Origin of the sequence: Pseudomaricurvus hydrocarbonicus (assembly GCF_011602365.1) — a bacterium.
Lineage (GTDB): Bacteria > Pseudomonadota > Gammaproteobacteria > Pseudomonadales > Cellvibrionaceae > Pseudomaricurvus > Pseudomaricurvus hydrocarbonicus.
Genome location: NZ_JAAONZ010000002.1, coordinates 276,368 through 290,396 on the forward strand (window position 1 = coordinate 276,368; position 14,029 = coordinate 290,396).

11 protein-coding genes are annotated in these 14,029 nt (G+C 50.2%); 3 read left to right on the forward strand and 8 right to left on the reverse strand.

What is annotated here, in order from left to right; translation table 11 throughout:
• The first annotated feature begins 12 nt into the window (after positions 1–12).
• Complete coding sequence (locus G8770_RS03465) at positions 13–1,443, forward strand: dynamin family protein (RefSeq protein WP_167181795.1); 1,431 nt, start codon at positions 13–15, stop codon at positions 1,441–1,443.
• Positions 1,444–1,552: 109 nt separating this feature from the next.
• Here G8770_RS03465 and G8770_RS03470 read toward each other — a convergent pair whose 3' ends face one another.
• Both G8770_RS03470 and G8770_RS03475 read right to left on the reverse strand, forming a co-directional pair.
• Positions 1,553–3,220: a hypothetical protein gene (locus G8770_RS03470; RefSeq protein WP_167181797.1), complete on the reverse strand. Its 1,668-nt coding sequence runs from the start codon at positions 3,218–3,220 to the stop codon at positions 1,553–1,555.
• Between the two features lie 125 nt (positions 3,221–3,345).
• Complete coding sequence (locus G8770_RS03475; RefSeq protein WP_167181799.1) at positions 3,346–5,637, reverse strand: TonB-dependent receptor; 2,292 nt, start codon at positions 5,635–5,637, stop codon at positions 3,346–3,348.
• 140 nt (positions 5,638–5,777) lie between these two features.
• On the opposite strand from G8770_RS03475, the gene G8770_RS03480 reads away from it, so the two are divergent.
• Positions 5,778–6,689, forward strand: a complete 912-nt coding sequence (locus G8770_RS03480) for a LysR family transcriptional regulator (protein WP_167181801.1) — start codon at positions 5,778–5,780, stop codon at positions 6,687–6,689.
• Positions 6,690–6,820: 131 nt separating this feature from the next.
• On the opposite strand, the gene G8770_RS03485 is transcribed toward G8770_RS03480, so the two are convergent.
• The 3 genes from G8770_RS03485 to G8770_RS03495 form a co-directional block, all read right to left on the reverse strand.
• Complete coding sequence (locus G8770_RS03485; RefSeq protein WP_167181803.1) at positions 6,821–7,294, reverse strand: hypothetical protein; 474 nt, start codon at positions 7,292–7,294, stop codon at positions 6,821–6,823.
• Positions 7,295–7,405: 111 nt separating this feature from the next.
• Complete coding sequence (locus G8770_RS03490) at positions 7,406–9,790, reverse strand: DNA/RNA helicase domain-containing protein (protein WP_167181805.1); 2,385 nt, start codon at positions 9,788–9,790, stop codon at positions 7,406–7,408.
• Positions 9,791–9,806: 16 nt separating this feature from the next.
• Positions 9,807–10,157 (reverse strand): nucleotide pyrophosphohydrolase, encoded by a 351-nt coding sequence (locus tag G8770_RS03495; protein WP_425049843.1) that lies wholly within the window; start codon positions 10,155–10,157, stop codon positions 9,807–9,809.
• Positions 10,158–12,110: 1,953 nt separating this feature from the next.
• Here G8770_RS03495 and G8770_RS03500 point away from each other — a divergent pair.
• Positions 12,111–12,899, forward strand: coding sequence for a hypothetical protein (locus tag G8770_RS03500; protein ID WP_167181807.1), 789 nt, complete (start codon positions 12,111–12,113; stop codon positions 12,897–12,899).
• Between the two features lie 38 nt (positions 12,900–12,937).
• Here G8770_RS03500 and G8770_RS03505 read toward each other — a convergent pair whose 3' ends face one another.
• The 3 genes from G8770_RS03505 to G8770_RS03515 are packed head-to-tail and all read right to left on the reverse strand — an operon-like array spanning position 12,938 to position 14,027.
• The gene (locus tag G8770_RS03505) at positions 12,938–13,306 is read right to left on the reverse strand and encodes a LexA family protein (protein ID WP_167181809.1); all 369 of its coding nucleotides are present in this window, start codon (positions 13,304–13,306) and stop codon (positions 12,938–12,940) included.
• A gap of 59 nt (positions 13,307–13,365) precedes the next feature.
• Positions 13,366–13,662: a hypothetical protein gene (locus G8770_RS03510; RefSeq protein WP_167181811.1), complete on the reverse strand. Its 297-nt coding sequence runs from the start codon at positions 13,660–13,662 to the stop codon at positions 13,366–13,368.
• Positions 13,659–14,027 carry a hypothetical protein gene (locus G8770_RS03515; protein ID WP_167181813.1) on the reverse strand — a complete coding sequence of 123 codons (369 nt, stop codon included), beginning with the start codon at positions 14,025–14,027 and terminating at the stop codon, positions 13,659–13,661. Before G8770_RS03515 ends, G8770_RS03510 begins: the two co-directional genes overlap by 4 nt.
• Between the last annotated feature and the right edge of the window lie 2 nt (positions 14,028–14,029).

Here is a 14,029-nt window from a genome sequence, read left to right on the forward strand (position 1 = left end):
TGGAATGATTTCGTGGCCAAAAATACGACCCATCAACGCATTGAACGGCTTAAAAACCACCTCAAGCAGGAAAACCCGACGCTTGCCAGCTGTGTGCAGAGCTTTCAGAAGCTGGACAAAATCGCCCGCCATGTAGGACTGATGGGCAAGGGCGACACCTACACCTCCCACGTTTCCTGGTGGCCGGTGATCTCGGTGCTGGGCACCTACTCTGCGGGCAAATCCACCTTCATTAACCAGTATGTGGGGCAGGATCTGCAACGCACCGGCAATCAGGCGGTGGACGATAAGTTCACCATCCTCTGTTACGGCTCCGACACCGCCAGCACCTCTTTGCCCGGGCTGGCGCTCGACAGCGACCCGCGCTTCCCGTTCTACCAGATCAGCGATGCCATCGAGGGCGTGGCAGAAGGAGAAGGCCGGCGGGTGGATTCTTATTTACAGCTCAAGACCGTGCAGGCGGAATCGCTGCTGGGCAAGATTTTTATCGACTCCCCCGGCTTCGATGCCGACCAGCAGCGCACCTCCACGCTGCTGATCACCGACCACATCATCAACCTGTCCGATCTGGTGCTGGTGTTTTTCGACGCGCGTCACCCCGAACCCCGGGCCATGGCCGATTCCCTCAAACACCTGGTGGCCGATACCGTTCACCGCTCGGACGCCAACAAGTTTTTGTACATCCTCAACCAGATCGACAACACCGCCAAAGAGGACAATCCCGAGGAAGTGTTTGCCGCCTGGCAGCGCGCCTTGGCACAGAGCGGCCTGACCGCCGGACGCTTCTATCGCATCTACGCCCGACAGGCCTCGCTGGGCATTGTCGACGATCCGGTACGGGCCCGACTGGAACGCAAACGCGACGAGGACCTGGCCGAAATTGAAGCGCGCATTCTGCAGGTCGAAGTCGAACGCTCCTACCGGGTGGTGGGCCTGCTGGAAAAAACCGCCCATCACATCCGCGACGTACAGATCCCGCGACTGGCCCAGGCGCGTCGTGACTGGCGCAAACGCACTCTGTGGTTCAGCCTGCCGGTGTTCGCACTGCTGATCGGACTGTTCTTCTGGTGGACACTCAGCCGGGGGCTCTGGAACGGCTTCAACTTGACCCCGTTTGTACGACTCGACATTCCCACCCAGATTGCTGTGGCAGTCATCACCGCCATAGTGGCGCTGTTCATTCACCACAAACTCCGCAACCTCGCCGGTCGCACCGTGCTGCGCAAACTGGAACGCGACAAAACCCTGGGGCGCGATCGCGAACCCATCCTGCGGGCGTTTAAATGGAACCTGCGCGCCTGGTGGAGCTCACTGGCGTCCAGCACCCCGCGCGGTTGGGGACGCTGGCGCAAGCACAAACTGGAACAGGTATTGGCAGAAGCGGACGGGTTTGTGCAGGCCTTGAATGACAGCTATGCGCGGCCATCGGGGAAGGAGGAGTAGCGCAGCCCCTGCCGGCAAGTTGAGACCGTATGAGGCATATCTGCCTCATACCTAATATGCCTCGGACATAACCTCAGACATAACATCACCTCAGACATGAATAGCCCCGCTACCCAATGACGAACTGCTTGGCAGTTTCCAGCGTCAGGTACTCGGGGGCGACATACCCGGGCGGGCACCATACCAGTTCTACGCTAATGCCTTCACGGGTCACATCCAATACAGTGAAACCGTTGCGCTCTGCCGGCGGCATGAGTTCTTCCACCGCTAACCCCGACGGTGTTGTTGCTGCCAGACCGCGAGCTTTCGACAACCACCCCAGGCCACCAACCCCCACAGGGCCACTGAGCACCGTATACACAGGGTTCGTTTCGAGGTTTAACTCGCCACTTTGCGTGATGGCGCCGGCCCCCAGCAAATGCAGGTCTCCGGACACCACCAACGGTTTGCGCGTGCGCTGTGAAGTCATAGCGCCCAGCAAGCGCTGATGTTGCTGAAACCAACCTTGCTGCCACAGATATTTGTTGCCCACCTCATCACGCTCGATACTGGCCACCAGTGACCCCTGGCTCTCTAACAGATCCGGATACCACTCGCGCCACTTGCCGGCCGTCCAGCCCATCGGATGCGACGGAAAATGCGCAAACTGATGCGTCGACTCGTCGCGGGTTTTATCGATCAGCCAGGACTCCACCGACGCTGGGATCAAGCCCGCCGATTCGCCCGCCAGACTTAACATACCACCGCAATCGTAGAAGACGCCGGAGAACAAATCACCGTAGCGAACTTCACCAAAGTGCGTAGACAACTCCACCGCCTCGCGCTTAACCAAACCGGGAAAGCCCGCCGGCATATCTGCATCCACAATGTATTCCGGAAAATACAGCGACTGCAGCAGCTGACGCAAATCCTGATGAAAGTGATCCGGCGGGAAAGTCACCAGCTCCGGCGTGGCGTCGTCGTTGTCAAAATAGTCATGGTCGTCGGTGACAAAATACACCGGCGTCGAGCGAAACTGCACCCCATAGGTTCGGCCGATTTGTTCATCGGCGATCTTCTTCAGCGTCTCTTCGTTGGAGGTGCCTTTTACCGGCAGGGTTTTGTCAAAGGTACCGTAACTGCCCAGATACCACTCCATCGCCATCCGGCTGAGCGTGCCGTCACGATTGGCGGCCCAGGAGCGATAATCCCAGTAGATGTGGTCGCCGTTGGCCACCACCAAATCCGGTTGTTGGGCCAACAACCGTTCGTACAATTTTTGCCGATACGCGACCGGTTTAAAGGCGTCACGGTTACCCGGCAATACCGGCAGATCCGGACCGCCGGCACAGGTGTAGCCGATGATGCGCAGCTTTTCTGGCTTGTCGGTCGGTGCGGGATAGGTTTTTAACGGCCAGGGGTCACACAGCGCCTGACCCGACGAATCCACTAGCTGCAATTGAAACTCCGTGTCCGGCGACAAATCTGCCACGCGAAACGCCCAGAAGCGGCCGTTGGAATCCTGTTGGCTGCCGGTTTGTTCACGGCTGTTTAGCAGTTCACGACCGCCTGTCAGCTCACGGTTGCCCACCTTAAGCACGGGCGGCTCGCTGCGCGGGTGCAAAAAAGACACCTTAATATTAAAAGCCTGATGAGACACCAGTGGCAAAATGTGCTGCAAATCGCCGCGCTGCCAAGTATCACGCGACTCATAATCACTGGCGCAGCCGGTGATACTCAGCGCCGACACCCCCATACCCAGAGCCAAAAAATTTCTTCTGCTGATATTATTTTTCATCAATAAAACCTCAATTCCGATTAACGCACACCAACCTCCGATAAGAACGCAGCGGTCGTGTTTGTCATGGTTGCACCGGCAAAAACCGATTACCGGGGACGACTTATCTGGACAGGAACAAGCCGCTAAAAATAGTAACTGCCGCGTACACCCACAGTGCGGGGATCGCCCTGCAGACAACGGATCAAGGTGCCACTGTTGGAGACAGTGCCAAAAGCACGGCCGTTGGGCTGCTCGTACATGCCCGTGCAGTAGTCCTCATCGGCGAGGTTTTCCACATAGGCACTCACCGACCAGCTGTCGTCCTCGGAGGTGAGCCCCACCCGCAGATTCACCAAAGAGTAAGCCTCTTGTATGGTTTGCGGATTGTTATTGGTGGTGGTGCCAAGGTTGGCGTCATCGGTCCACATGACTTCGCCGCGCACAAACCAATCCATACCGGTGTCGGCCAGGGCTTGAGTCCACTGTGAGGCCAGGTTGACTTGATGCTCGGGCGAGTAGCGATAGCCAGTACCAGACAGATCCTGAGTCCCAGTCCCCCCGGGCAAAACACTGCCGTTGTCAAACGACAAAAACTCTGAATCCAGATAGGCATAACCGACGGAGATGAACAGCTGCTCCAGCGGATAATATTGCAGATCGACTTCCAGCCCCTGTTGACGCAGCTCGCCGGCGTTGGCAATCACAAAGGTCAAATCCTGGAAGGACCGATCCTGAAAGTTATCGATGTCGGTGCGATACGCCGTGGCATTCAGCATCAAGCGGTTATCCAGCAGCGTACTCTTGAGACCCAGCTCGTAACTCATCACTTCTTCGGAATCAAACAAGCGCTGTTCAGCCGTTAGGCCGCCGCGGGTCATCACTGAATTCAAGCCGCCGGATTTATAACCGGTGGACACCGTCGCAAAGGTCATGATGTCATCGGTGATAAAGTACTTGGCATTCGCCAGCCAGGTGACCTGCTCGTCAGCAAAGGCCAGCTCATGATCCTCGACGCCGCCCAGCAGTCCCGAGGCAATGGCGTTGTTGGACTCCACCACAAAGGTGCCTTCTTTATCGTCGTCGGAGTAACGCACGCCGGCGGTTAAATCAAAACGCTCCGTCACGTGGTAAGTGCCCTGCAAGAACACCGCCACAGACTCCGCCTGCTGGCTGAACGCCGCAGGTGTGGCATTGGTTTGCGCGCCGGCGGCACAGATGACGCCATACACCGGATTGACCATCGCCGTGAGCGGACAAAAGTCCTCGCCCAGGTTCATGGTCGTGTTGATGTCGTAATCCTCCTTGAAATAGTAAAGCCCCGCCACATAGTCAAAGCGCTCGCCGGTGGGCGAAATCAACTGCAACTCCTGGGAATAGGATTCACTGTTAAAGTGGCTCTCGCGCTGTAAATCATCCAGCGGCAAGCGAAACACGGAATATTCCAGCGTGTCATTCTGCCAATCGCGATAGGACGTGATCGAACGCAAGGTGTGGCCGGCAAAAGCATCGTCCCAGGTCACATCCAGCACCGTGCCCCACTGGCGATCCGTCATGTCATCCTCGTGAACCTGATTGATTTCATGGTCCAGCCCGGAGACATCCGGCAGTGCCCCTAATGCCTCCAGCACCTGCAAGCGCTCCGGCGTAACGGATTCGGGCAGAACCTCGATCACGCCACCTTCGCCCGTCAGCTCCTGATAATCCACTCGCCACAGCGCCCGCACCTCCTCGGTGGGCTCAAACAACAAAGACACCTTCACGCTTTCGGACTGATGGGCCCCAACCTCATCGCTGCCGTCGTAGCGGTTCTCGCCAAAACCGTCTTTGGTCGAGAAATTGGCCACCACGCGCGCGGCGCTGTTAGCGGTAAGGCTCTTGTTACCGATCAACGTGGAGTCATAGGCGCCGTAACTGCCCACGCCCGCATCCACTTTTAACGTGTCTTCGGCAATGACCGGATCGCGGGTACGCAGGTTTAACGCACCCATGGCCGCGTTGCGCCCGAATAAGGTACCTTGCGGGCCGCGCAACACTTCGGCCATTTCAATGTCCTTCAGGTTACCCATAACCGCGCCGGGACGCGGCATGTAAACGCCATCAATATAAACCGCTACGCTGGGGTCCATCGCGTTGTTGCCGACGGTGCCGACCCCGCGGATAGAAATGCGCTGGTTCACCGCCTGACTGCTCTTGTTGATGTACAGATTCGGAGCGATATTGCTCATGTCTTGCAGATCTTCCAGACCCGAGCGCTCGAGAAAATCGCCACTGAAGGCGGACACGGAAATGGGGACATCCTGAATGCTTTCGGCGCGTTTGGTGGCGGTGACGATGACCTCCTCAATGCCGAAATTCGCGGCACTTAACGGGTTGGCCGCAAGACCGATAACCAGCGACACTGCGGCCGCCAAAGGGCTGACGTGATGGGTTTTCATGCTGTCTCTCCAGATAATTATTATTAGGGCTTTTGGAAAGACTCATACTGCCAGCTTGAATGTATGATTAATAATGCATAATATTCGACCCACATTGCATTTTACTCATACATGCATATTCACGACACCATGGGATCGCCATGATTACCCTCAAGCACCTGCATCACCTGCGCGCCATCATCCAGCACCGCACCATACTCGGGGCCGCCGAAGCCCTGCATCTGACGCAATCCGCAATGACCCGCAGCCTACTGGCGCTGGAGGACTCCCTCGGGGTCAAGCTGTTTGACCGCGCCAAGTCCGGCATGACACCCACGGCCTTCTGCCTGCAAATTGCCGAGAGCTGCGAAGATGTTCTGCTAAAGATGGACGACATACAGCGCGAAGCGGACATCTACCGCAACCTCGACGGCGGTAAACTGCACATTGCCGTGGGCCGCGCCATCGGTGGACTGATCGCCCGCAATACCCTGCCGGAATTTGTCGCCCGCTACCCCAAGGTATCCGTCACCGTCAGCGAAGGCACACCCGACGACCTGGTCTTCCGCATCAAAAATCGCGAGGTGGATCTGTTACTGGCCGGCAGCGGCAGCTACATGGACATCGAGGGCATCAACCACCAACACCTGAAAGACATCCCCCTGGCCGTGATGACCAGCGCTGATCACCCGCTCAGCCAGCAGAAAAACATCCAACTCGAACAACTGGCGGACTACCCGCTCATTGCCCCCACGACCCTGAGCCAAAGCCACCCGCTGCTAACCGTTATCGCCCAGGCCAGAAACAAACACGAGCCTATACCCGCGGTGATCTGCAGTGACTTCCCGACACTCAAAGCCATCGTCCTGCAAAACCACTCCTGGCTGCTGGCCCCGGAACTCTACTTTACCCAAGAGATTGCCCAAGGGCAGCTGTGTAAGCTGGATGTGAATAATGCAGGACTGGTGAGCACACTGAGCGTGATTGAACTACAGGGTCGATCGAGATCACCGGCAGCACAGGCGTTTATTGAGATTTTTGAAGAGTATGTGGCGTCGATTGGGGGCGGTTGAACCAGCGGGTTGATGTTGCCATAACACCAACACTCAGAGCTATCTATCAACGCAAACAGCGGACGAAGGCTAGTGAGATCCCACAAAAGCGCTTTTTGCTTGTGCTCCGCAGCTTTGCCTTGTTAAGCATTTTAGAAAATTGACACATTGGAGCCAGTACCTGTGTTATTAACAGTTATTTGCTCTGCAACATGCCGCGATATTTCTAAATCAACTCCCGTTCCTGTTAAATTCACGACCAACTGCTGCCCAACTGGAACAAAAACTGTTTGCTTAACACCCGTTGATGAGATGACGCCGCCCGCATAAGGGATGCCATTAGTGCTTTCTTTGATTGTCACATTAGCCCCCACAGAAGATATTGCTAGAGTGGCTGTACCACCCGATATTTTTATACTTGGAGTAAGAAAGCTTCTAACAGGATTGGGAGCTGGGATAGGCCTTTCTGTAACAGAAAGGCTATGAGGGTGAGTGGCTATAGCAGGTGAGTTACTAACTACAACAGCACTAGAGACCGTTTTATTAGGTATCAAATATCCATAAACAGTCGTAGCAATACCAACTATACCGACAAAAATACCCAAGATTGTTATTTTTCTTTCCATTTTACCCTTAACTCTCAAGGATGCTTAACAGTGCGGTCAGCTCATTTAAGCAAGCGAATAAACTATTTTTTTGTATTCACATCAATACGGGCCATAAAATACTACAATGCCTCACCCATCAATAACTGTTAAATACTCACCAACCACCACCTGATCTTCTTCTACAACATCCAACTCTAGAGGTGAATAACCAAAAGCATTGGTATCAGGCTTCAAGATTATCTTTTTATTTACCATTTCGTTTTCAACTATGACTTTTTCACTTTGGTAGATTTTGACTGTATAGCGACCACCGTGGTCGGGATCTTCAATATCGCGATGCTGTACCAATACCACCTTCCCATTGCGAGTCCCCCCCGGATTGGCTTTAAATAGGCACCAAGATCCATTGGGAATACGTCGATTCATAGATTCACCAACTACGCGCATTACAAACATCCCCTCACTGACCTTGATATGCTCTGGCAACTCTACCCACTGAAAACCTTCTACGGTTTGCGACTCACTAAAATCACCTGCTGCCGCATGTAAATCATAAATAGGGACATGGGTTACATAAGGGCCTGCATCTTCAATGGATACAATGGGTAAGTCCAAACCCTGATAAGGGCTAGTGGCTGTATGAACAGAGGTCTCATCACAACGAGATATAGCCTTGAAATAGTCTCGGGTTTCTGGGTCTGTACAAAAGATATAACAGCCTTTCTGCCCTCGGGTCATTAACGTACGGTAAGTATTTTTAATGATCTCAGACGTCGTTTTTCGCGCCATCTCCGGATCATTTTTCAGCATGGTTTTAAATCCACGAATGGATCGATCATTAGAAGAACGTCTGGCCGCATCTGTGACAGCAACTCCATCGCGGATAACAAAATCCTCCCCAATAATCACCCCAATATAATCCAGCTCCAATCCCTGACAAGTGTGAATGCACCCCACCTGTTCAACGGAATTTTCAGCGATCATCCACAAGCTGCCATCTTCGGTTAAATTCCACTGGGCTTTAAAGTCATATTCTGGAATTACGATGTCAAAGACAGATTTATCATTCTTGCTCGCCCAATCCCAACAGTAACCTGCCACCAAGCGAGCCTTGTTTGTATTCCGATTTTTTTCAATAATTTCAGCACGAAGCTGACGAGGATCATCGAATACTTTAACTTCATAATCCACATCATCGAGGGTTGTATTGGCTGTTTCTCGGACTTGTAGACTACCATCCACCCAAGCCAAATATCCATCTGAACCATTGCAACGAAATTGCGAAGCCAACTCCAGCTCCGTCACTGAAGACTTCAGCTCATGTGCCCAGCCTTTAACAGCCTCGACAGTACCAATATCCTGAAGAGTCACACGCTGTGCCTCATCGATAAAAAAGATGTTAAAAGAAGACCCGAATATTAGCTCTTTAATCTGATTTTCACCCAGATTGCCGTACAAACCCGACTTTTCATTCAACCGGTGAGCTTCATCTACTAACAATGCCCCGAACTTATTGGCTTCGACCTCAGTGTAAGCTCCTGATCCTTTAAACATTTGGTCAATATGGGTTTTCTTTCTACTGCCTGTCAGTTTCTTCTTAAATACTTCACGAGGAGCTGAATTTTTAGAAACATACTGCACCAGCATTTCCCGCTTAGTGAGTTCCGCCAAAAGGTTAATGGCTACTACCGACTTACCTGTACCAGGGCCGCCTTTCACGATCAGCGTATGCTTCTCTCCTTGCTGTGCTTTATGGGCCAGATCCAAAGCAGTTTCATAAACCAGCTTCTGTTCATCAATCATCAGAAATTCAGAATTTCCATCCAGCATGGAAACCAATGAGTCAGCCAGATTTTTTGACGGTTTAATTACACCATGCTCAATCCTGTACATGATATTATCGCTATCGCCAAATCTGACATACTTCTTTAGAAACTCTGAAAGTTTTAGGGCATCCGGTGAAATAAACACCGGGGCTTTATCTGTGTGATAGGCATAAAATGGATCATTAATCACTTCGCGAGACTTCATATTGTGGAGATAGGCACACGGCTGAAGTCGAATCGATTCTCTTCGAACCGTTTCATTGTAATCTTCAATCAACGCCGAATAAGACCATGCCTGATAAGAGGGATGGTTGGTTTCTTTTTCGCCGTACTGAAAACGCGTTTTAACAATGGCATCCTTGTTCGTTTTTTTTACTTCTTGCCACTGCTTAAGCTCAATGATAACGGCGGTATCATTACGCTCGTGATCCTTACCAGTAAGAATAAAATCGACCCTTCGATTGGTCATCGGAAGATTGTACTCAACAGCCACGCCGGCCGAAGCCGGAACCCCTTCATCCCAGAGCACCTGCGACATATACTGCAAAGAATTTTCCCATGAAAGCTTTTCATTTCTTGGTGAGTTACGATTCAGCTTACGCCGCACTTCGTTCTCAATTATTTCTGAAATTCTATTTGACCGAACATCATCAATAAATTCCCTTTTGGTGGCGGAATAAACAATCATCAAGCCTTCCCTTTACTTATTCGTATTCATTGTATTTTTTTGAACTACCCTTAACTTTCTCAACTGGGTATTTTTTTTCATTCTTTACAATCTTTTGATCAACTGCTGAAACGATATCGACACCAACTTTATCTGCCAAACGAACCAGATACATCTGCACATCGGCAATTTCGTCAGCGACAGCTGCCAGCTGATCCGCAGACAATGAATTCGATTGTTCTTCAGTCAACCACTGAAAACACTCCACTAATTCACTGGCTTCAACACTCAAAGCCATTGACAGATTCTTGGGAGAGTGAAACTGTTCCCAATCGCGGGTATCTGTAAAATCACGCATACGCTGACGCAGCTCATCAAGATATTGCACAGTAACCAACCTCTATAAAAAATAACTAAGACACGCCGTTTCACACTCGAATCAAATAGCTCTGGAGATAATCCTTCATAAATCGGCTATTTCGGCATAAAACTCGAAACCTCGATTTATCTTTCGCACATTCCCCCGAGACCACACGAGTATAAATTCGACCACGTTATCCCAACCTGCACTGATTAAGACGGAAAAGATGTATTGGCTGATACTTTCAACTTCGATGGGTAGCTATTTATCCATGCACCCCGCGCCCTGAACACTTCTCAACCAAAAGCCCATTAAAGGCAGTGCTGCCCACTATAACACTCAATGAATAACTGGTGGATTTACACGCCAAAAAAGATAGACTGAAGTAGTACTCCCCCCTGGCGGGAGCTCGTCAGCTTGCCCACAGTGAGTAAGTTGACGCCACGTTAAGTCGTATAAATAACGATCAACTCGCAGCTCTGATCATGACCGAAGACTCTGGCGACTGAAAAACCTTTGTGGAATTATCCGGCAGTCCACTACTCCGCGTAAAGTTCAGCCTTTACACGCCTTTCACACTGCTAAAGAAAAATCCAATAAATACGTAGAGACCATGAACAATCTGCCGGAGATTATGTATCAAGGCGTTAAACAGATTAAGAAATAAAGGGGCCAGAGCCCTTAACTCGAGTCCCGCATGATCTGATATCGGAAAACGTGGCCCTCATTTCAGGCAATTGCTTCCCGGCTGAGAAAACTGGATAAACCTACTTCATAAGCATACAAACCTACAAACTAGGTTTTTTTAACCTTAATTGTAGGTTTGTATATGTTTGAAGCTATTCTTGGCTCGACCAGAACAGAGCGGGTTTTGCTGTTTATTCTCGAGGACTAAAGGTGTCAAAGCCCTTCACTGCCACTTTGCACCCCAATAAGGTCGCCGAAACCCAAATAACAGGCACAAAAAAGCCCGCGATTAAGCGGGCTTCTAAGTCGTTGATTTAACAACGTTATTTGGTGGAGCCTAGCCGGATCGAACCGCTGACCTCTACACTGCCAGTAATACACGGACAAAAAAGTAAGCAATTGATTTTTATGGGGTTTTATAGGAAACCGCTTTTTCGTCAATTATGGCATTGCAAGGCAGATGCGAATAACCAAAATGACCTAATCTAACAACGAATTTGCGGGCACTGAGGAAGATTGTTGCTACCCCGGGAAGGGTGGCCAATGACTTGGCGAATAATATGCCTAGGCATGGCTTTAACGACAGTATATGACCTGGACACAATGACCACCGACCAGTATCAGCTTTGCAAGAAGTAGAGCATTAACTTGATTGTGCCAGTCTATGGCTCCATTCGGCTTAATAGCCAGAAACTGTTAAGAGCATTAACGTGTAAACCAAATGAACTACATAAACGAATAAAAAGCAATAGCTTTATGAAAAAAAAATTTGACAAGCAGAGAGACTAAATGCGACATTGGGATGTGGCTTATTAAAAGCCTGGAGATTGCCGTTACTGTCTCGTACACAGTAACGGCATTCAAGTCATTAACAAGCTCAGCTTTGATTAAAGACTTATGTAACTAAACACCTTAATAGGTGTAAACTATTTGGGCTACAGAAATAAAGTAATCTATATAGATTGCTTTGTAAACCATTAAATTTACATTTTTCTTGTCATTCCGCTGGGCTACCACTCCTAAGGAGAAAGGTATGCCATATGACGTTGATGATCTTAAAGATCTGATATTGTTCTTCGGTGCACTACGCCATCTAATAAGATGGTTACGTGACCTCGTCAAAAAAATTCGTTTTTAATAATTAAGTCTTGGCCCAGCTAAGCTCTGGGCCACTTTTCAAACTTTTATATGCGGCCTTATGGTGGCAGGCTTCGTTGCACCCATTTATAGGCTGGAACAACAAACCATCTATTAATTTTTTCAATTATAAACAACAAAGGACATCGGAACTTCATGGAAGAACCAAAAAACAACCCCACCTCTGTAGATAACGATTTACTTGAGTCAACGTCATGGGGAGTTGTAGTAATACCAGTACTCCTTATCCTCGTTTACTTTATCTGGTTTTATGCCATCAACGGAAAGGGACTGTCTGAAAACCCCTCTGATTGGGGCACCTTTGGGGACTATTTAGGCGGTATTATAAATCCATTGATCGCTTTTTTTGCCTTAATGTGGCTTGTCAAATCTGTGCGGATTCAAAGAATAGAACTACAGGCCACCAGAAAAGAACTTAAAGAAGCTGCTCAAGCTCAGTTACGAACGGCTATACATTATGAAGACATGAAAAAAATCGAAGACTGTAGGGTATATGTTGAGTCAATGACGAAAATGGCTTTTGAGTCAAAGCTCATTGCATCAGGTTATAACGGGTCATTACCCAATAATTGCATACTCTACTCCAAGGAAATTATACTTAAGCTAAGAAAAGAGTTTCGAGATGAAAACCTGGAGGAATTGAAAGATATATCATACAAAGTCCAATCTATTAAAGGCGGACTAGAAGCATGGGCATTAGCTCATGGCGATCAGCACTGTTATGCGGTCGAATATCATAAGGCCTACATGAAAGATTTTGTGATTGCCTTATGGTCGCTTTTATTAATCGATGATGATGCAGTCTTATTTTTCACAAACCAAGCGAATATTTACTCAGACATGCTCGAAAATTGGCGGTTAAAAAGAGACAAATTAAACGATCACATCCATGGTTCAAACTTTGCGGTATCTGACACGCTATAACCTACCCTAAAATCAACCAACCCAGGGCGCCAAAGCAGCTATAGCGCCCTGTGATACCTAACAGAGGCGATCACCACCCCCTCAAGCAACAGGTCCTCATACCCGCTGATGTTGATTGGCGGGTATTTGTCGTTGGCAGACAGTAGGCGTGACTCCCTAGTATCGATCACTTTGCAGGTGAGTTCGCCGTTGAGGGCTGCTATGACGATGTCGCCATGGACTGGATCTACTGCCCTATCCACGATGAGCAGATCCTGATCGAAGATACCCAGGCCTTGCATGGAGTCACCCGAGGCTCTGGCCAGGTATGTGGCGGCAATATTTTTGATCAAGTGTTCATCAAGGCTCAACAGGAGCTCTGATGTCTCAGGATCGGTGTCATCGGATTGGTAAGGGACTAGTTTCATAATCTACCTATACTGTATATTTAAACAGTATAGCTTGAGATTTTTCTACTTGCCAAGGGTCAGTTCTGGCCATCCTTGGTGTAGTTGAACTGGATCCAGCCAAACATCCGGACCATGGCAAAATAGAACAGCGCCTGGCACCACCGGATTAACCGGGCGAGCCCCCTAAACCGCAGGGTGTCGCGGCGCATGGCTTGGAAGAATTTCCAATCGCACTCAAACCGTCGTATTTCGTCCCCGCCCTGCTCGTAGCCTTCATCGTGCTTGTTGCAGCTGGCCTCGAAGAACCAGTCAAAAAGCATGGCTTTTAGCCAGCGAGGCAACCAACCGGGACCGCAGCCGTTGGCCTTGATCATAACGCCCGCACCAGCCCATCCGTTGTGCCGTCGGCCCAGAATTTATACAGGGTCTCGGCAGGCACGCTGATGACTGTCGCACCTATGGTGACATTCGTCGTATAGGTGTCGCTGGCATTGTAGACCTGAAAGACGCGCTTATTGGCGCCGAACGTTACCGCCTGGTTGGCTGTATGCCCGGACACTGAAAATACTTGGTAGGTTTTCATATCCGCATCGGATACTGCGGCATCACCAGCGGATACATTAACTGCAGTCCAATCGTTTGCCGCGGCCTCCAAAGCCCTGAAGGCGGCGTTGGCTGTAGCGAATTGATCAATCTGACCGTCAGCCAGCTCTGTAATTCCTAAAATTGGTGTTGTCATTT

Excerpts from the sequence above, each read along its gene's own strand:
- G8770_RS03470 (WP_167181797.1), bottom strand. The coding sequence starts at position 3,220 with ATGAAAAATAATATCAGCAGAAGAAATTTTTTGGCTCTGGGTATGGGG.
- G8770_RS03475 (WP_167181799.1), bottom strand. The coding sequence starts at position 5,637 with ATGAAAACCCATCACGTCAGCCCTTTGGCGGCCGCAGTGTCGCTGGTT.
- G8770_RS03480 (WP_167181801.1), top strand. The coding sequence starts at position 5,778 with ATGATTACCCTCAAGCACCTGCATCACCTGCGCGCCATCATCCAGCAC.
- G8770_RS03485 (WP_167181803.1), bottom strand. The coding sequence starts at position 7,294 with ATGGAAAGAAAAATAACAATCTTGGGTATTTTTGTCGGTATAGTTGGT.
- G8770_RS03490 (WP_167181805.1), bottom strand. The coding sequence starts at position 9,790 with ATGATTGTTTATTCCGCCACCAAAAGGGAATTTATTGATGATGTTCGG.
- G8770_RS03500 (WP_167181807.1), top strand. The coding sequence starts at position 12,111 with ATGGAAGAACCAAAAAACAACCCCACCTCTGTAGATAACGATTTACTT.
- G8770_RS03505 (WP_167181809.1), bottom strand. The coding sequence starts at position 13,306 with ATGAAACTAGTCCCTTACCAATCCGATGACACCGATCCTGAGACATCA.
- G8770_RS03510 (WP_167181811.1), bottom strand. The coding sequence starts at position 13,662 with ATGATCAAGGCCAACGGCTGCGGTCCCGGTTGGTTGCCTCGCTGGCTA.
- G8770_RS03515 (WP_167181813.1), bottom strand. The coding sequence starts at position 14,027 with ATGACAACACCAATTTTAGGAATTACAGAGCTGGCTGACGGTCAGATT.